Below are 19,521 nucleotides of genomic sequence, written 5' to 3'. Positions count from 1 at the left end.
AGAGCTACCGCCTCTCCTCAAGCTCAGATTTTTCGAAGAAAACAGGAATCCGCAGCTGTACTTCGACACCTTCTCCCGGTTGCGAGATCATCGTGATACCGAATGGCTGCCCGTAACGAAGCCTGATACGTTCCTGTATGTTGTTGATGCCAAAGCTGGACAAACCATGATGGGATGGCTCGTGCCGCCAAATTCGCTGGAGTTTCTCCTCGTTCATGCCGTTCCCGTTATCCTTCACCTTGAAACATAGGACCTTCAAGCCATTCGTCTCTTCCATGCCACCGGTAATCTCACAGAGAGCGCCATTCTGCTTTTCTCTCAGTCCGTGGTAGATCGCATTTTCCACAAGCGGCTGCAGCAGCATATTCGGAATCCAGCATCCCTCGATTCTGCTATCGAATTCAATCCTGTACTGCATATGCTGGTATCGGATGGTTTGGATATAGAGATAGCTTTCGAGATGCTTCCTCTCCTGAGACACCGGAATGATCTCTTGCCCTCGATTAAGCGACATCCGGTAAAAATCGCCGAGCGATTTGACGACCTTGCCGATATCATGAGCTTGTTTCATTAAGGCCATAGATCGAATCATTTCTAAAGTGTTGTATAGAAAATGCGGTTTAATCTGCGAATATGATAATTGGAGCTCCAGCTTTCGCTTTTGCTTCTCTTCATGATTAATGGTGTGCATCAGGTCTTGAATCCGGCTTACCATTTCATTAAATTTATAAGCCAAACGGCCGACTTCATCGTTCGAAGCAACAATTGTCCGCGTATGCAGCTTGCCGTCTCCAACCGCTGTCATTGCTCTGCTTAGCTGCATAATCGGATTAGTGAGCCACTTGGAAAAAATAGTGGAAAGGATGAGCGCCAAAAGCAATCCTGTCAGGCCAAACCCTAAAATAAACAAGGTAATTTCCCACTGATCTTTCATCAATTCCTTGGTTGGAACCACATAGACGGCTCTCCACCCGTTCTTATCCATAGCTTTAGAAGAAACAAGCAGATTCGTCTTTCCATTATTGAAAATCGTTGAGCCGTTTCGATCCACAATCATCCGGCCAAACAAGTCATGCGTAGACTGGTAAACGATATCAGCATCATTAGCCGAAAGGATCTTACCTTCGGCGTTGACGATCATAATATTGCTCCTTAGGTCGTCATTGCTGTAAATATGGGATAACTTTCGCTCGTCGATGTTGATATAGATATAGCCCATGAGGAGCCCATTATCAATATTGATAATTCGTCTGCCTATAGACAGTAAGCTCTTATGCTGATCATTCACAAGAAACGTACTCTCGAAGGTTTCAATCCAGACTGCTGTGCCTTTCGCATCGATCAGCTGTTCTTTAGGATAGTCATTCATCGAGGAACCGGTCACATTCGACATATTGTCCGAATAGAAAACTTTTTCACCACTCGTCGATTGAATGACAACGGAGTCAATGTAAGGGTTGGATTCAACCATTGCATTCAAGCTTGCATACATCGATTGTATGTCGTCGAGCTTCTGAAGCTCGCTGTTCACATCATTCGTGTCCATCAATACGGATTGGTACGTTTTATTGATCATTGAGAGCTTTGAGAAATTTTCAATATCATTAAATAAGGTGTTAATCGTGTTCGTTATGTGTCCAATCTTTTGTTCCGAGCTGCGAAGAGCCCGCTCCTCTGCTTGATGCAGCGTCATTTGATAAAGCGTTATGGTCAGAAAAACGATACTGGGTAAAATGATGATCACATTAATGAGCTGAATTTTTTTGCGAATCGGCATGTCTTGAAAATATCGGAGCGCTTTAATACCTATCCCCTCCAGAAAAATCGCGGTGAACCCTCCGCTTACGGCTTCCTCATAATTTGCTCCATACTTTCTGTATACTGCGAAGATGACAATGTTCCCGTATACAATTTCTGGTTCAAATCCCGATACTCTTCCCCCTTAGACGTTGTCATTGTACTATACCAATACGATTGGATGAATTTGAAGTTTTTGAAATCCTTCACATACTCCGCATAAGCATCGTTGATTTTTCCTTCTGTTTTCGCTTCCGATTCTGCATAAGGAGCTTGACCAAGCTTGACGAGTTCGTGATTGATTTTCAGCGAATACCGGATTGCGAATTCCTTAGCTTGCGGCAAATGCGGGGATTGGACATTGACGAACAGCCCGTAAGGCGAGCTGCTTCGCTCCCCGGTGTTCGTAGAGAATGGATCCGCTGCCGCTCCTGTCTGGGGAAACTTGATATATCCCAAATCGTCGCCTAAGCTTGAGATGGCTTTATTGAAAATCCAAGAGCCGTTGATAAGCATTAGCGCTTTACCTTTGTAAAACAGATCGCGAGCTTCAAGATCGCTATGATTTAAAAATCCTTGCTGAAACGCGTCTGCCTGCACCAACTTAATGACTTTGTCGGCGGCATCTACAAATGGCTTATCGGTGAATTTGATCTCATGTTGAAGCGCTCGGTTGAAAGCATTCGGATCCTCGCGCAGCACTAATGTATTGTAGATGATATCTCCCGGCCAGCGGTCTTTGCCGCCTAAGGCGATCGGAATCACTCCGTTGCGGTTCGCAGCATGAATCACGGCAAGAAGTTCATCCCATGTTTTCGGTGGCTGAATGCCGAGACTAGCCATAAGCTTCTTATTATAGACAACGACTTGCGAATGCTCGGGACGGTAAGGTACGGAATAAATGCTCCCGTTCCCCGATTGAATCAAACTCCCTTGAGCAAATTTGGATTCCAGCCCTGTTGAGGCCAACACATCATTTAACGGAGCCGCCACATTGGCATTCAGAATTAATTCCCGTTCCGATTTACCTAAGTATTGCGAGAATACATCAGGCAGCTCGTTTGCCGAAATAGCTACTTTGATTTTGGTCTTATACCGTTCGGGATTAATAAATTCATAGTTCAGCTTAATGTTCATCTCTTCGGCTACCTCTTCGGCAGCCGGCTTCAAATAAATATCCGTATTAAACATCCATAAGGTCAAAGCTCCGCCTTTATTCGTTTCGTTCGCAGCTCCTAGAGCCTGATTGACGGAATCGCCATTACCACAACCAGACAAAAATACAAGACCAATCATCAACAAAGAGAAGAGACTTTGCTTCTTATGATTCATGTAAAATCCCCCAGAGATGTTGTATTGTGGTACTGCTTCATATAGCTATATTATAAGCTCATATTTCAGAGAATCATAGAGAAAAAGGTCAGCCGGATTACTCCGGATGACCTGACGTACAGGAACCCTATAGCTTAGTATTTAGCGCCTCCGTCAGTAAGTCCGCCGATGACAAAGGTTTGGGCGCCGAGATACAAAATTAAAGCAGGGATTGATGCGATCACCGAAGAACTCATGAGCAATCCCCAAATGAAGGAATCGGAGAATTTAAAACCTGCAATACCAACCATCGCCGTCAGCTGGCTTGGACTCGTCGTAACAACGAGCGCATACAAGAACTCATTCCAAGACATGGTGAAGGCGAAGGTCGCCACCACAGCTATACCTGGAGCAGCAATGGGGAAAATAATCTTCCATAACGTTTGCATTCGTGTGCATCCGTCGATCAGTGCCGCTTCTTCCAAAGAACCTGGAATGGCTTTGAAGTAACTAAGGAGCATGTAGCAGCAATAGGGGACAATAAAAGTCGGATAAATGATCAGCAAACCATACTTGTTGTCTGCAAAGCCGAGCTTGCTGACCAGTACGTACATCGGGATAAACAGCACCGCTGCCGGCATCAGATAGCATATAATAATGCTTCTCGTAATAAATTTCCTACCGCGAAACTTAAGGCGGGTCAGGCTGTAAGAAGCGAAAATACTAATGAGCAGCGAGATCAACGTGGCAAGCAGGGAAACGATTAAGCTGTTTTTCAGGTTGGTCATAAACTCCGTTTGGCTAAATAGATCCTTATAATGCTTCGTGGTTACCTCGGTCGGGATCAAGGAAGGTTTGGCATCGTACATAAGCGCGTCGGGGGTGAACGATGTTTTGACCATCCAATAGACCGGAAACAATGTCCAAATTAAGCCGATAACGACGATTGCATAGATCAACACTTTTTTACGAACGGCACGTACGGTGGATGCTCTCATCCTCGCTGCCTCCTCCTCTCAATCTTCCTTGGCCAGCTTTCGGGTCATAAAGAACATCAGCACCAGCAAGATCGGAATGATGGATCCGGCCACACTGAGCGATTTGCCCATATCATTTTGGAGAAAGGCGGTTTCATACGTATAGACAGAAATAACCGCCGAATTATACAAAGGTCCCCCTCCAGTAATCAAATAAATATTTTCGAAATCATTAAACGTCCAAATGGAAGATAGCATGGTCGTAATGACGAGCACCGAACTGATAGAAGGGATCGTGACCGAAAAAAACTGGCGAATAGGACCCGCTCCATCAATTTTTGCAGCTTCGTACATCTGCTTGTCAATCGTCTGCAAACCACCCAGGATGCTGAATAAGAAGAAAGGAATCCCTCGCCAAATGTTAACGATAATGACGGAGACTAATGCTATTTTAGGTCCGCTTAACCAAGCGACCGGATTTTCAATCAAACCTGTATCGAGCAGCAATTGATTGATGATTCCGTAAGAATCGTTGTACATCCACTTCCACGTCAGCGCCGACACCAGTCCGGAAATGGCCCACGGTACAAGGAACAACACCCGTACAATGGATCTGCCGAAAAACGCCTGATTCAGCGTCAAGGCAAAAATCATCCCGATCACCAGTTTAAAGAACACATCCGTCATAAAGTAAATGAACGTATTTTTGAGGACCTTCCAATACACCGGATCTGTGAATATTTCGCGATAGTTCGCAAAGCCTATAAAATGCGCTTCGGCTCCTACGGTTTTATCGGTTAAGCTTAGGTATAGCGCATTGATAAAAGGAATGCCGATCACCACGAAAATAACGATGATAACCGGCATGACCGACGTATACCCCAAAACCATTTCACTTCTTCGATTGGATGTTTGCAGCATGGTTTCACCTTCCTATGGGAAAGTACGCCTTTAATTTCATCTCTTATTTTTTCTCGTAAACTCGCTTGTAGTTTTTCTCGATTTCATCCAGCGCTTTTTTCGGATCTGTATTATTAACGACGATGCTTTGAACGGCCTTAGGAAGAATGTATTCGCTGATTACTTGGGAAGCGCGCGCATCCGGAGGTCCCGGGTCACCCAGCGGAACAATATTTTTTGAGGCGTCGAACCAGCCTTTGTTTTCCGGCTTCTGCCAAAACTCCGTATTTTCAAATCCGTTCAATACCGGCACAGCCAATCCATTCAACTTCTCGATCAGCTTTCCATAGAAATCTTTGTTGAAGAAATAATCAATGTATTTTTTAGCGTTATCAAGGTTTTTGCCTTTGTTGAACATGACGAACACGGTTCCGCCGCCTGAACCAAATTGTCTCTTTGGACCAGCTGGCCAAGGCATGACCTGCGTATTGTTAAGCAGCTCCGGCTTCTCTTTTCTCATCGCCGCATACACGCTGCTGGAGTTAAAAATGATTCCTACTTGACCGTTCAAATAAGCCGTATTGTTCCATGAATCATCGCCTGTTACCGCGCCTGGCGGCGTCAATTTCTCAGTGAAGAAGCTGGTGTCAAATTTGATGGCTTCCAAAGCCTCCGCTGTATTGACCGTAACTTTGCCGTCCTTATCTACCAAATCCGTGCCGTACGTTCGAATTAAGTTTTCGATACGACCATTCGAATCTCCGCCGCCTCCAAGCTGGAATCCAAGCCCATAGAAATTATTTTTCGGATCGTTTATCGCAAGTGCCACTTTTTTTACATCATCCCATGTTTTCGGAAGCTCAAGCTTCTTTTCGGCTACTTTATCTTTTCGCACATACATAACGTTCGGATTATGATAAACCGGAACCTCATACCAACCCTCTAATGCATAGGCGTATTTCTTGGAATCTTCCCTGAAATCATATTTCTTCAAAATATCCGAAATTTCCACCAATTGATTGTTGCCGACGAATTGCTTCGCGACAAAATCGTCAGCCAGCAGCAAGTCCGGCGGGTTCCCCGCTTCCACTGCCGCAAGCAGCTTCGTTTTTAAATCAGCCGGCGGAATCGCGACATACTCCACATCGACATTGAATTCCTTGGAGAATTGCGCCACTCTCTCTTTTTGCGAGTCATTGTATTCCTTCACATATTCCGATTTGTCCCAAAAAACCAATTTCGTCTTTTTGGTACTGCTCTGCTCCCCCGCATTTTGTGTAGTTGGAGCCGTCGTGCTGCCGCTCGCTGGAGTCGCACTCGAACTGGCACTGTTACTCGGACTGCTGCAGCCTGCGGCTGCAAAAACGAGTGAGAAAATAACCGGCAATGACATCGCTTTTTTTAATTTGGACATGTAGCTCCTCCTTAATGAATCCGTTTACATTTCTGATTATAGCCTGATGGGGGAGGCTGGATGAATGGATTATTTTTGGGCGCACCCGTAAATATTTTGTGGAAGAGCCACACTGGTATTCAGATTCATGAAATTATTTGCAAAAATCCCCTCCATTTTATATGGGCTGAACCGAAAATGTTGCATGGTGTAAACTTATATGGAAATGGATTTTCTTTAATAGGAAGGCAGAACAAATGGAGTCGAATTCAATTGGGGGTTGACGCTCCAAAACAAGAAGGCTCATTTCAGGTCCCCATTTCTCCAGATAATGAAAAGTAAAACCCCGGGGAACCGGGGCTTTACGCATAGAAAGTTATTATAGGGAATCCCGGTCTTGCAGCAAAGCTTTCAGCCTGCCAGGGAAATCCGTAATGATGCCCGAGACCCCCATATCAGTTAACTTCAGCAGATCTATTTCTTCGTTGGCCGTATAAGGGTAGACATAAAGCCCGTTCTCTTTCGCCTTCAGCACATCTTCGGCATCCAGCATTTGAAAGTAAGGATGAAGCGAGTACACATCCACATCAAAACTTCGAGCATAAGCGGTTGGATCCAGTAAATTGGATTGATACAAAAGCCCAATCTTGACTTCCGAATCCATTTGTTTGATCCTTCTGACACACTTATGGTCAAAAGATGAAACGATAACATGATTCAAACGCTTACGTCTTCGCAGAAATTCAACTAATTTACGCTCCATTCTGCCTTCGTATGCGTATTTTACTTCCACGTTAATCATAATGCTCTCGGGTACTAGATCAAAGACTTCGTCCAAAGTAGGCACGGTCTCCCCTTTGAACTCGTCGCCAATCCAGAGACCAGCATCATAGGTTTTGATTTCCGATAAGCTTTTCTCCACGATCAGACCTTTCCCGTTTGTAGTCCGGTCTAATGTCATATCATGGCAAACGACGATTTCCTCATCAGCGGTCAAATGAACGTCAAGCTCAATCCCTTCGCATCCCTGGCTTAACCCAAGCCGGAAAGCAGCGAGCGTATTTTCTGGGGCCATTCCTTTAGCCCCACGGTGTGCAATAATCATCGGTTTGTTAATAAGCATAACTGTTTCCTTTCCGGCTACTGAACTGGAGCCTTCTCACATCATTATTTGACTGTTTTGTTGTATGTTTGAATTTTTGAAGTGATTTCTTTTTCCGCTGCATCCAAAGCTTCCTTCGGAGTCTTCTTGTTGTTGAGCACTTCTTCGATTGAGACTTCAACAATTTGTCTTGCTTCAGGGAATACACCCATTACCGCACCCTGTGTTGCCGTGTTCAACTTCGTTTGGTGTAGTTGATCAATCGCCGTCTGGAACTGAGGGAACTTTTTCAGGTTTTCTTTTACAATGTCTTCGTCATAGGCTTTTTTGGTAATCGGGAAGTATCCCGTGTTGACGTGCCAGTAAGCCTGTTCCTTAGGTGTAGTCAAAAATTTGATGAAATCCCAAGTGGATTTCTGCTCATCATCTGGGCGGTTATTCATAACCCACAAGCTGGCTCCGCCGACAATAACACCGCCTTCTTTCGCATCTGCCGGCTTAGGTAAGGTGCTGGTCCCAACTTCGAATTTACCGCTTGCACTGTCAACTAGCCCCTTAAGCGCTGCTGTAGATTCCAGAATCATACCTACCTGACCTGCGGAAAATGCTTTTTTGGAATCGTCCGTTTTGCGTCCCAGATTGTTAGCCGCTTTGGTGTCGATAAGATCCTTCCACCAAGTCAGTACCTTCACACCTGGCTCCGTATTCACCAGCGATTGGGTTGCAAGAGAGGTCCGACCGTTTCCGTTGTTTACATATTCAGCACCTTGATTAGCAAAGAGCTGCTCCATGAACCAACCATAGATCGCAAAGTTTGCCCCCGTCGCTTTACCTGATTTGGTAATTGCATCTGCTGCAGTTTTCAATTCCTCGAAAGTTTTTGGAGGCTTCGCAGGATCAAGACCGGCTGCTTTAAACAAATCTTTGTTATAATAAAGGACCGGATTCGACGTGTTGAACGGCATTGAGTAAAGTTTACCGCCCAGTGTATAATAACCAGCAATGTTCGGTTCCAGCTGTGAAGAATCCCACTTATCCGAATCAATGAAGTTTTGCATCGGTGTAATTGCTTTGGAATCGATCATGAAGCGGCTCCCGATCTCATACATTTGGACAACCGAGGGGCCTTCTGTTGTACCCATCGACGCTTTCAGTTTGCTAAGCAAGTCGTCGTAGCTTCCTTGATACACCGCTTCTACTTTGATTTTATTCTGAGAAGCGTTATAATCTGCGACTAGTTGATCAACAACTTTCGTATTTGCTCCACCCATCGCATGCCAGAAAACGACTTTCTTAGGTCCGCTTGCCTCAGCTGCTCCAGATTTCGTTGCCTCTGGCTTCTTACTTTCTGTACTTTCCCCCATATTTATGCTGCATGCCGAAAGGAAAACCATTGTTGCCGCTAAAACTAAACCTGTTAATCTTTTTTTCCCCATTGTTTCTATCTCTCCTCGCTCAATGTAGATAAATATATATGATAAGCCTGTTAGGTAACAGACGGATCATCGCTCGCTTAACCTTTTACAGCGCCTGCGGTAATTCCACGTACTAATTGTTTCACACCTAAAGCCAATAAAAGGAAAGAAGGAAGCAGAACTATCGTAACTCCCGCCAAAATCAAATTCCACGACATAACTTCAGCATGCTGCAGCATAGAAACTCCGATTTGCACCGTTCTCATGGACGCCCTATTTGTTATTAATAGAGGCCATAAATAGTGGTTCCAGTGCGTAAGAAAGACATAAACCGCCAAAGTAGAAAGCGCAGGACGGGATAGCGGAAGTACAATCGAGTAAAAATTCCGGAGATGTCCGCATCCGTCAATTTTTGCCGCATCAAACAGCTCATTAGGTAGCTGAAGGAAAAACTGGCGAAGCAGGAAAACTCCGAAGGCCCCAGCCATAAAGGGAACGATCAGCCCCTGGTAACTGTCCATCCATCCCCAATTTTTGATGGTCAAATAATTAGGAATAATGGTGACTTCCCACGGAATCATCATGGTCGAAAGAAAGATGGCGAACAATACTTTCTTTCCTTTGAAATTCAGGAACGAAAAAGCGTAAGCGGCCAAACTGGACGTGATAACCTGACTTACCGTAATCCCCGAAGATACAATAAAGCTGTTCAGGATAAAGCGCACGATTGGAAAGCCCGAAATTGCGTTCTTGAAGTTTTCAAGATACAACTGAGAAGGAAATAATGGCGGTGGGAAGTTAGAAACTTCCTTCTCTGTCATGAACGACGAAGATACCGTAAATAACAGCGGATACAAAACGACAAGTGCCAGCACAATTAGCAGCAAGTAATTCAGGGTGGGTGCGATCCTTTTCGCAATCATTGATAATGCACCTTCTTTTCCAAAACTTTAAACTGCACCACAGTCAAGATCATGATAATCACAAAGAGAACCAAAGCCTGTGCACTGCCGATTCCGAAACGGAAATTAACAAAAGCGTCCTGATAGATGGAATAAACGATCACATTGGTTGAATTCATCGGACCACCCTTTGTCAAAATATGAATTTGTCCAAAGGCTTGGAAAGCGCCGATTACAGACACGATAAGGGCAAAAAATATCGTGGGCGACAGAAGCGGCAGAACGATTTGGATAAATGTCCGCGTCGGGCTTGAACCATCAATTTTAGCGCTTTCATAAATTTCTTCTGGGACCCCTTGAAGACCGCTGGACAGCACAATGAACAGAAACCCCATATTCATCCATATCGTCAACAGCGAGATCGAAACCAGCGCCCACGAAGGACTCGTTAACCAAGGGATCGGATCAATATGTGCAATGCTTAAAAAGTAATTCAGCATGCCTGCTGTCGGATGGAACAGCAAAAACCAGATAATCGACCCCGTACCTACCGAAATTACGATAGGCAGAGAAAATATGAACTGGAATACTTTCATGCCCCGCAGTTTGTTGTGGGTGATCGCTGCCAAAAACAGGGACCATACGATTGAAGTAGGTACCGTAAACAAGATAAACAGCAACGTCACTTTTAAATTCGAATAAAACTGTCCCGAGGCAAGTAAATCGCTAAAATTATCAAGCCCGACAAATTCAACGACCCTACCGCGAGGGTCAGTAAGCGTCATGCTCAGGTATACAGATTTGACCATCGGATAAAAAAGGAACGTAGCAAACAAGACTAAGGAAGGTGCAAGAAATAAATAGGCTAATATGTTCTCCTCCCACTTCTTTTTCCTTACTGATACACTTTCAGGTGTCCCCAGGTTTAAAGCGCTTTCATTTACCATCAAATAGCATACCCCTCTCTTTAAAAAGTTACATTTTCACGCTAAGGGCATTCGGTTTCCCTGTATCGCTTTTGGTAACTCGTTATTTTCCGTCTCGCTCATTTGGAGGAAACGGGTGAAAAGAGCGAAAAAAAATCACATAAATTGCCATGCCCGTTGACATGCAATCTACGTGAATCTCCTTGTCTCCATCACAATTATTAACTTGTTCATATCATACATGCTAGTAACGGATACTGTCAACCAAGATTTTCCACGAGTAATAATTTATTCAATTAGAGCAACCGTCGTGGCGTCTAAAGTTGACACTACCTATCCGTTCGCAATTCGGGACGTATGGAACGTAAATACTTCAGGCTTCTGCCCTCGATTACTTGAGCTGCTCGCTCAATCCGACAATGATGCCTTCGGGACCGCGGATGTAGGCGAGTCGATTCGTGTCCCCATATTGCACCACTTCGCCGACCTGTTCGGCGCCATGTGCCAGCAGGCGCGCGACCACGTCATCGATGTCATCGACGGCGAACATGATGCGGCGAATCCCGAGTTCGTTCACCGGAGCCTTCTCCGGTCCAGTTCTAATCGCATCCGGCGTGTGGAACTTGTCCAGCTCGATCCGTCCTTGGCCGTCCGGAGTGCGCATAAACACGAGGGTAGCATGGACGTTCTGAAGGCCAATGAGACGATCTACGGAGGAGCCCTCGACGGTCGTTTCGCCCTCCAACTCGAACCCGAGTTGGAGAAAGAAGGCTTTAACGGCTTCGAGATCGTCAACGACGATAAGGACGTTGTCCATTCGTAGTAATTTATTTTTTGCCATAGTTTTATCTCCTTGATGAAGAACAAGACTAGCAGCCAGTTAAGGCTTGCCGGAAAGGTGATTCATTGTGAAACAATCACTAGCGCAATCGCAGGAAAAATGAATAAATATGATTTTGGCCCTAGCAATTTTGTCTTCTTCATGCATACTCCTTTTGTATGAGTTCTACTATTTTTAACGGAAGCGAATTGCCGCCATTGTCACAAGTCCGACCAACAGACCGACCGGTATCCATATGGAAGCAAATAGCGCGTGCGGTTCCAAAATAGCGGTAATTACCGCACCCAGGCAATAGATCGCTACCGCCCATGTGCGTAACCATGCGTCTGCAGTAAATGGGGTGACTCCGCGAAAATGGGCAATCGTATCCTCGATGACATTCGCGAGGTTATTGGTCAAAACGGTCGTCGAAATCCCAGCCACTTTCAAATGCCTGGCGACTGTCGTTTGCATGCCCATCCCCACGCTCAATAATAGAATGAGTATATATAAATACCTGTCGCTGTCTCCCGCATAGGAGAGCAACGCTGCAATAAATAGCAGAAGACCTTCGATGCCTAATGCAATCGTTGCGCCTCTGGACCAAAGCTGATCTTCCCGATCTCGCTTCACAATCACAGTTGCGAGCGCAATACCAGCGATAAAACCAATAAACGCAAGAATTGATCGAAGCACAGCCAGCGGTTTTGCTTGTCCAATCGCGATTCCGATTAGCACAAGATTTCCTGTCATATTAGCAGTGAATACATGTCCCAGTCCCAAATATCCGATCACATCAACGATGCCTGCTATCAGGCAAAGTACCAGGACTGATCTGTTAAGGTGTGTACGTGTGGGCATAATACATCAATCCTCCCATCTATTAATATGGCTAGGATCTGTTAATTCATGCTTGAAGTAACGGCAGACGAATTTCTACTAAAGTCCCTTCATTCATTTTGCTTGAATAGGTAATATTTCCTTCATGCTGTTTAATAATCTTCTTGCAAATCATTAAACCAAGTCCAGTTCCCTTCTCTTTTAAACTATAAAAAGGCTCCCCTAACTTCGGCAATAGCTCCTCCGGAATCCCGCAACCGTGATCTTTAATGGATATCACACCATGATTCTCCCCGTCTTTGCGCAGACAAATTTGAATCTCTCCGCCTTCCGGCATCGACTCCATAGCATTCTTGATAATATTCAGAAACATCTGTTTTAACTGATTCTTTTCCCCGGTGATCGGGAAGTGTGTCGCTTCGTAACTCAATTGGATTTCAATATTTTTAAGAAGTGCTTCAGGGGATAAAATCTCAGTCGTGTATTCCACCAGATCACGCAGGTCTGTGACTGTAAGTTGTGTCAATTGAGGTTTGGCTAATGAAAGAAACTCGCTGGTAATGGCTTCAATCCGTTCGAGTTCGGATAACAACAAATCATTGTGTTTTCTCGAGTAATTTCCTTCTTTGTATACTTGTAGGAATCCTTTTATTGTCGTTAAAGGATTTCGAATTTCATGCGCAATCCCTGCCGCGAGCTCTCCGACAATTGAAAGCTTTTCTGACTGTAATAGAATTTCTTCCGCTTTCTTGCGTTCGGAGATATCGCGGCTGATGACGATGACATAACTGCTACCTTTGACGGGCTGGCAGCGCGATTCAAATTCCTTCCAATGTCCATCTTTATGTTTGAGGCGAATTTCCAATGAATAGCCTTCCTGCCCCCCAAGCAACTTCGAGATCGTTTGATTAAAAATTTCCAAGTCCTTCGGGTGCACTAGCCTGCACAATAGATTTCCTTCTAATTCATGGTGTTCAAACCCTAACACAAGTTCATGAGAGGGAGAAAAATAACTCACCGTATGGTTTTGCTCCATAACCATGATCAAGTCAGAAGTATGATTAGCGATCAGCTTGTAATTCGATTCGCTTTTTTCCAGCGTCGCTTCCATATATTTATTTTGCTTATTAATTCTTAAAAGTCGATCATTTGATTCAATCAGCAAACCGCCCAAAATGACGCCTAACATGACAAACAGGACATATTGCAAATGAAATAACGGCTCGTTCAACAAAATATGAAATGATAAAATCGTTATCAAATATCCCGCCACATAAGCCATGAAAAGTGAACCAGTTTTTCTGGTTTGTGAGCTGCGAGCCATATACTTATATACAACACACAAAATGGTCATATTGATCAGCCAACCAATGATTGCCGGGGCCCAATTACCGCCCGAAATAAGGCGTGTAAGCAGCGAGAATAACCCGGTTATCACCCCAGGGATCGGCCCAAAATAAGCAAAAACAAGGATAACGGGCGCATATCTAATATCGTAGGAATACCCCTGCTGCTTGATAGACAGAATGACGAGAATAACCGAAACAACCCCAGCATAAAGGCTCGCCCACAAACTAAAATACTTGATCGGCGTTTGGTGAATAAATGAGCGGATGACTAGAGGCGTACTGACAAGCAGTGAAAATATAGCAATATTGACTATGAAGTCAAATAAAATCATAACACCCTCACTTGTGTTAAATTCTTAAACTTGTTTGTGTATACTTCATATATTAAACCAAATTTGGAGCTTCTACCAGTAAAATAACAAGTTATGGGATTCATGTTTATTCACACGAAAAAGCCCATGAGCAAATCATGCTCATGGGCTTTAATCCAGTTTCATTCTGCTAGTGATATAAGGTAAAGTAAACGCCTTGCAGGACGACGACCAACCACCACCACCACAGGATTTACGTTCTTCTGTTCGGAGTCCCGGTCCTCACTACCCAACCTCGCTCAACTTCCCGTCCCGAAAATACACAACCCGCTTCGCCTGCTGCGCAATCGCCAGGTCGTGCGTAATCAACACAACCGTCCTTCCTTGCTCGTTTAACCGCTTGAATATATTTAAAATCTCTTCGCCCGTCTTGATAAATATCCCCTTTTCAAGTTTTAGCCCCACTCTTAACAGACACACTTTCCATCTGCTTGTGAAACTTTCTTGGCGTAATGCCCGTAATCTGCTTGAATTGACGGCAAAAGTGCTCCACGTTGTTATACCCACAGCGTAAAGAGACCTCCGCGATGGATAGTGAACCATGCAACAAATATTCCTTAGCCTGGCGGATGCGACTTGTAATCACGTCATCCATACAAGAAATCCCGAAAGTCTTCTTGTAAATTGCCTGTAAATACCCAGGACTGATGCGAATAGAGTCGGCCATTCTCGGAACCGCCCAATCCTGGCTAGGATTACTATAAATGGCGGTCCGAAGCGTCAACAAATTGTAGTATTGAGGCGTAATTACTTCTTGAAAGTAAGATTCCAGAAGCTTGTTAAACAGGATCCTTAGTAAGCAGTCAATGGATGATTCTTTATAATTTTTTTGAAAAGAGTGTTCGCTGACAAGGAGTTGGAAAATTTTATGGATATATTCAGGGTCATTTAACGAAAAGGGCACTCCGAATGGAAGCGAAGTTTCCATTACGTATGATTCTTTGGATTCAAAACGAATCCAGTCGTTCTTATACTGTTCCGCACATGCCCGGTAATAAATTTTTTGGTGAGGATGGAATAGAACCCCACTATGCGCTGGGTACTCCTTCAATTCTCCATTAACCCAAAACAGGGCAGGTGTATGGGTCACGACGAGCAGCCAACAATGATGGCCCTCTGGGATATCGAACACAAAATTGCTTGCGTGAGCGGCATCATACTCAACATAAAAAATGTTGGTCATCATGATCCTCCAGTATCCAAAAAATAACATTGCATCAATTATTTATTAGCATATATTACTGATTGAAAACAGTCAACGAAGCAAAGTAACGACGCTTGATCGGCGCTGTTCTGGTCAATGTGTCAAGAAAGAACGCCCCTTGTATAGGTATCATAGATGCGGTTTTTCTTCACCCGCTCCTCTGTACTGAGCTTTTGCGCATCTGCAATTTCGTAACCTCCGAAGGTGTCATACAACCTCGATGAGGGATCGACTTCCACATAGGTACACCACGGTAGCCAGTGGTAGTGGCTTTGCAGGGTTTGAGTCGTAAAGTTGCCGCTTTCATGACCCAAGCCGGGCATGACGTATCCGGCGCTGCCATCCACGTCGCTCGACTGCCTGGTATTTTTATGGATGAACTCGGCGAAGTCGAGATAATGTTCATCACCTGTAATGACATACAACCTGTAATAGGTGTATGAGCAAGCGGCCATATATACGTCGGCCCCCCCTCCGATCGTGATAATGCTTTGACCGCTGATCGAATAGTGGTTGAACGGATGTTTCGGCCAGAGTGTGCGTACTGGGAATGACCAGGCATAGGTCCACGTCTCGGTATAATCAGCGGCGCCAATCGTTCCTTCCAGCCACTTATCCTCGCCGGTCAGGTCGTATAGGGCAAGGAATCCGAATAAAGCATAAATGCCAGCCTCTTTATCCTGAATGTCGGAGTTGTCGCAGGTACCACCCCGATACTCCATATTTCTGTAATTACAATCAAAAGACCAATTTCCGGCACGGATCGCTGCGGCCTTATATCTCTCATCTCCGGACACAAGGTAGAATTGGACCAGGAAACGAATCACGCTGGGCGTATTGGCCTTCGAGTCCATACGGATGGAACTGTCGGTATGATAAGCCCGGTAATAGCTGCCGTCTTCGTTCTGTATTTGCACAAGCCAATCGGCCGTTTTTCTGCAAAATTCCAGCCAAGACGGTCGCAGGTCTCCTTTTCCGCGCAGGTAGAGAAAGGCGTCCAGGATCGGCTCGATCCCATCGGCCAGCATCCGGATGTAGTGGGGATACGGCTCAAATCCGTTGATGTTCGGGTTATAGCACATTTGCGGCAGGCCCGAATCCGTCATAGCCGTTCGCACCCAGAAGTCGATTACATTCACGCCTTTCTCAAACGCCTCAGGCACGCCATCTTTATCACCATAACGAAGCAACTGATATCCGATCCCGGGCTGCTGCCCAACGAAGCCGAACTGGAAAGAAACGCTAGAGATATCCATGTTGGGCAATTGGCAGGAAAAAGGCAAACCATACGAATCCCCGTATTGACGCGTAAATTTAGTCAGAATATTCATACAATTATGGAAATGCAGTTTATTATCTACCTCGAATAACTTGTCGCGCAGCCGGGAATAGGTGTCCCGCCAAATTTCCCTCATCATCGACTGGAAGCTGCCATAATGGCCAAATTGAATGCCGATGGCGTAATTTTGTTCAAAGCCAACCTCTACGGGATGGTTAATGCGTTGAAACCTCTTCGTTTTCTGACTGTAGTCCAGACCCTCATATTGATTTTTTCTAGGCATCTCGCCATCGCAGCCCGGATACACATAATCGATCGAAAGGCCGTCAATCTCTATCTCTAACGCCTTGCGTACACCAAAACCGTAATATAAATAGTTCAGTGTCTTGCTCTCCGGCTTGCTCATTCCAATGGCTCCGATGGTACACTTCGGGTCCGTGTTATTCTCGGACCTCACGATGTCCGAAGACTGCATGGTTACGTCCGCAGCCCAGCGAGAGAGAGCCGCAGCTTCTCCTGAAGCGATGTGTTGCATCGCGAACAACGGCAAGGCATAATTGGTTTCCATCCGCCAGAAATATTCGTTGTTCAGGTCTTTGCCCATTGCGTAATCAGGCGCGAATTCGTTCTGCTTATACCACACACCGGGTGCGAAACAGTGATAGTCATGAACGTCATCCGATTCCGCAATCGTCAAAGAAATCTTGGTAGAAAAGCCAAGGTCGTCTCCCGCTTTCAACACCTTGACATTCCTGCTTACCTTGAACCCTGTGTTGACCACTTCATATACGTCAGAGAAAAAGAATTCTGAGCCCGTCGGGACAATTAACGTACCTTCAGCCACGATTTTATCACCGTAAGCGGTGATTTTGGCGTATGCTTGGTCGTAAAACTCGTTGATGGCAAAGGCGGTCTTTACCGTTACGAACATCGGCCGCTTGTTATAATAGAGCCGCTTGCCATTTTTCTGAATCTCAACGCCACCCTCTTTGGAGATCAGGATATAGTTGCCGAATTCCAGCTTCATGAAACTTCCTCCTTAGAATTAGAAAATGAATAAGGGATATATAAGATCCTACATATCCCTCACTCATTAAAATTAGTTTTTTTACTTTTTAGCTAGTGCTTCAGCACGCATTTTAATAATCTTTTGTGCTTTTTCCGTATCTGAGGCAAAAACATCATTCCAACCTAGACCTATTACATCTTTCTTCATCATTTCCCAAAGTTTATCGAACTCTGCTTGATTCTTCGCAAATACCATTTTCCAAGATGTATTCTTTACATAGTCAGAAATCTGGCTGCGTTTGTTTTTAATTTCGGATGAATCGCTGCCCAGACTTGTATTGATATTGGGGACGATATCGATCATCTTATTTTTCAGGTAGTAGTCCGTTGCGTTTTCTGCTTTATAGGTGTTTTGCCACTCTGTCGTTAGCGCTGTCTTATTCGCTTCAATTGTTGCAGCCCAGTAATTGCTATTATAAAACTCCCCTGTCAATGGATCTTTGGCAAAATCGCTGATGATCATTGTATTGAGCTTGCTTTGTCCGTCCTGATATCCGCCTCCTCCGTACTGATCCGGAACAGGTGTATTTTTCTGGAATGCGGTTTGACCTACTTCGGTCAGCTTAAATTTGCCATCTGCCGTCTTTTCGTAATTGAAGCCTTCAAATCCGTTCACATAGTAGCGCAAGCCTTCAGGAGAGGCCAGCCAATCCATGAATTCCATGATCCGATCGGGATCATTGGCTTTGGAACCGATAGCAAACGCTCTTCCGTTACCGTAATAGGCATCGCTTGATTGAATGATGTGCGTGTCAGCGATCGGAATAGCAACATTCCCGTCACCCTTTTTACCTCTTTCAATCGTATTGTAGAACCCTGTTTCCCACGAGTACCACAAAAGAAATACCTGCTTGTTGGTCAGCTTTTCCGATACTTTGTTCCAATCCTGGGTCGGCGAGTCAGGGTCAACCAACCCCATCTGATTGGCCTTAAAATAGAATTGCAGAATTTTCTTGTACATACTGTTGTCATCGATGAGGGGAACGACGTCGCCTTTTGCATTCAACTGCATGGTCGTGGTTCCTTCAGGCTGCTCATAACCGTACCAATTGCTCAACCAGCGTGCATTTTCCATAGTGCCTCTGCTGTCCCAATCCTTCCACAACGTGATTGGAGCGATCGCTTTACCGTCCGGAGTCTTCGGATATTTCTCATGCATTTGTTTCAGTACATTCAAAAGGTCATCCAAATTGTTCAGCTTGGGAGCCCCGACGCCCTTATAATAATCCCATGGCATTATTGGGCTTGAGTAAGGGATTTGTTCCGAGTATGTCGTTGGTGAAGTATCAGCCTCAAAGGTCGGCAAAGCATAAATCTTGCCACTAGGATTTACCTTTTGGAATGCTTCATTGAAAGGTTTGAAATGATTGTCCACATATTTGGACAGGTTCGGCGTACTCTTGATCTTATCCGAGAGGTCCATAATCAGACCGGCTGGAATTAATTCTTCCAGCTGATTGTTGTTGACGATCAGGAGGTCGCCCAAATTACCTGCTGCCGATCTTGTCTTGTATAGCTGATCGCCGGCAATCTGCGGAGCAAGAATGTTCAGAGTGATATTGAACTTATCCTTAATAAGCTTTCCGTACCACCCTTTCTGCTCTCCTTGATAATTTGCTGCATTGTCAAAAACAGTGATGGTCAGCGGTTTACTGTGATCTAATGCCTTGGATGCAGCTTGAGTACCGGAGTTCGGTGACTTACTTGGTTCCGTTGATGCAGTCTTATTGCTAGATTCATCTCCACAGCCGGTCAATGCGATCGATACCATGAAAAGGCTAGCAAACAATAACAACGCCGATTTTTTTATTGCTTTACCACGTTTACGCATACTCAACCCCCATAATTTTTCAATTTATTAATCCGG

The 19,521-nt window shown here is 44.8% G+C and carries 17 protein-coding genes; 1 reads left to right on the top strand and 16 read right to left on the bottom strand.

Translation table 11 applies throughout. The features are described from left to right. Positions 1–4: 4 nt before the first annotated feature. From J2X61_RS18315 to J2X61_RS18295, 5 genes are all read right to left on the bottom strand, one after another. Positions 5–1,777 carry a sensor histidine kinase gene (locus tag J2X61_RS18315; RefSeq protein ID WP_310189595.1) on the bottom strand — a complete coding sequence of 591 codons (1,773 nt, stop codon included), beginning with the start codon at positions 1,775–1,777 and terminating at the stop codon, positions 5–7. A gap of 65 nt (positions 1,778–1,842) precedes the next feature. Further along, a complete protein-coding gene (locus J2X61_RS18310; protein WP_310189593.1) occupies positions 1,843–3,129 on the bottom strand; it encodes an ABC transporter substrate-binding protein in 1,287 nt (428 codons plus the stop codon). Between the two features lie 134 nt (positions 3,130–3,263). Further along, complete coding sequence (locus J2X61_RS18305; protein WP_274470487.1) at positions 3,264–4,106, bottom strand: carbohydrate ABC transporter permease; 843 nt, start codon at positions 4,104–4,106, stop codon at positions 3,264–3,266. A gap of 18 nt (positions 4,107–4,124) precedes the next feature. Next, positions 4,125–5,006 (bottom strand): carbohydrate ABC transporter permease, encoded by an 882-nt coding sequence (locus J2X61_RS18300; protein ID WP_274470488.1) that lies wholly within the window; start codon positions 5,004–5,006, stop codon positions 4,125–4,127. Between the two features lie 43 nt (positions 5,007–5,049). Continuing rightward, the gene (locus J2X61_RS18295) at positions 5,050–6,399 is read right to left on the bottom strand and encodes an ABC transporter substrate-binding protein (protein ID WP_274470489.1); all 1,350 of its coding nucleotides are present in this window, start codon (positions 6,397–6,399) and stop codon (positions 5,050–5,052) included. 60 nt (positions 6,400–6,459) lie between these two features. Between J2X61_RS18295 and J2X61_RS18290 the strand changes: the two genes are divergently transcribed. Further along, complete coding sequence (locus J2X61_RS18290) at positions 6,460–6,720, top strand: hypothetical protein (protein ID WP_274470490.1); 261 nt, start codon at positions 6,460–6,462, stop codon at positions 6,718–6,720. A gap of 37 nt (positions 6,721–6,757) precedes the next feature. Here J2X61_RS18290 and J2X61_RS18285 read toward each other — a convergent pair whose 3' ends face one another. From J2X61_RS18285 to J2X61_RS18235, 11 genes are all read right to left on the bottom strand, one after another. After that, positions 6,758–7,483: a glycerophosphodiester phosphodiesterase gene (locus J2X61_RS18285; protein WP_310189591.1), complete on the bottom strand. Its 726-nt coding sequence runs from the start codon at positions 7,481–7,483 to the stop codon at positions 6,758–6,760. Between the two features lie 62 nt (positions 7,484–7,545). Beyond that, the gene (locus J2X61_RS18280) at positions 7,546–8,916 is read right to left on the bottom strand and encodes an ABC transporter substrate-binding protein (RefSeq protein WP_310189589.1); all 1,371 of its coding nucleotides are present in this window, start codon (positions 8,914–8,916) and stop codon (positions 7,546–7,548) included. Positions 8,917–8,993: 77 nt separating this feature from the next. Beyond that, positions 8,994–9,818 carry a carbohydrate ABC transporter permease gene (locus tag J2X61_RS18275; protein WP_310189587.1) on the bottom strand — a complete coding sequence of 275 codons (825 nt, stop codon included), beginning with the start codon at positions 9,816–9,818 and terminating at the stop codon, positions 8,994–8,996. After that, a complete protein-coding gene (locus J2X61_RS18270; RefSeq protein ID WP_274470924.1) occupies positions 9,815–10,744 on the bottom strand; it encodes a carbohydrate ABC transporter permease in 930 nt (309 codons plus the stop codon). Before J2X61_RS18270 ends, J2X61_RS18275 begins: the two co-directional genes overlap by 4 nt. Positions 10,745–11,114: 370 nt before the next feature. Beyond that, positions 11,115–11,564: a VOC family protein gene (locus tag J2X61_RS18265; RefSeq protein WP_310189585.1), complete on the bottom strand. Its 450-nt coding sequence runs from the start codon at positions 11,562–11,564 to the stop codon at positions 11,115–11,117. A 174-nt stretch (positions 11,565–11,738) separates the two neighbouring features. Further along, complete coding sequence (locus J2X61_RS18260) at positions 11,739–12,404, bottom strand: YoaK family protein (RefSeq protein ID WP_310189584.1); 666 nt, start codon at positions 12,402–12,404, stop codon at positions 11,739–11,741. Positions 12,405–12,450: 46 nt separating this feature from the next. Continuing rightward, positions 12,451–14,064 carry an ATP-binding protein gene (locus J2X61_RS18255; protein ID WP_310189583.1) on the bottom strand — a complete coding sequence of 538 codons (1,614 nt, stop codon included), beginning with the start codon at positions 14,062–14,064 and terminating at the stop codon, positions 12,451–12,453. Between the two features lie 264 nt (positions 14,065–14,328). Continuing rightward, the gene (locus J2X61_RS18250) at positions 14,329–14,508 is read right to left on the bottom strand and encodes a hypothetical protein (RefSeq protein WP_310189582.1); all 180 of its coding nucleotides are present in this window, start codon (positions 14,506–14,508) and stop codon (positions 14,329–14,331) included. Beyond that, positions 14,492–15,286 carry a helix-turn-helix transcriptional regulator gene (locus J2X61_RS18245; RefSeq protein WP_310189581.1) on the bottom strand — a complete coding sequence of 265 codons (795 nt, stop codon included), beginning with the start codon at positions 15,284–15,286 and terminating at the stop codon, positions 14,492–14,494. Before J2X61_RS18245 ends, J2X61_RS18250 begins: the two co-directional genes overlap by 17 nt. Positions 15,287–15,408: 122 nt before the next feature. After that, positions 15,409–17,613, bottom strand: coding sequence for a hypothetical protein (locus J2X61_RS18240; RefSeq protein ID WP_310189579.1), 2,205 nt, complete (start codon positions 17,611–17,613; stop codon positions 15,409–15,411). A gap of 81 nt (positions 17,614–17,694) precedes the next feature. Beyond that, the gene (locus J2X61_RS18235) at positions 17,695–19,485 is read right to left on the bottom strand and encodes a type 2 periplasmic-binding domain-containing protein (protein WP_274470501.1); all 1,791 of its coding nucleotides are present in this window, start codon (positions 19,483–19,485) and stop codon (positions 17,695–17,697) included. Between the last annotated feature and the right edge of the window lie 36 nt (positions 19,486–19,521).

This window comes from Bacillus sp. 3255 (genome assembly GCF_031456485.1).
Lineage (GTDB): Bacteria > Bacillota > Bacilli > Paenibacillales > NBRC-103111 > Paenibacillus_E.
The sequence above is the reverse complement of the archived record's forward strand: the minus strand, read 5'-3'. Positions and strand labels throughout refer to the sequence as shown.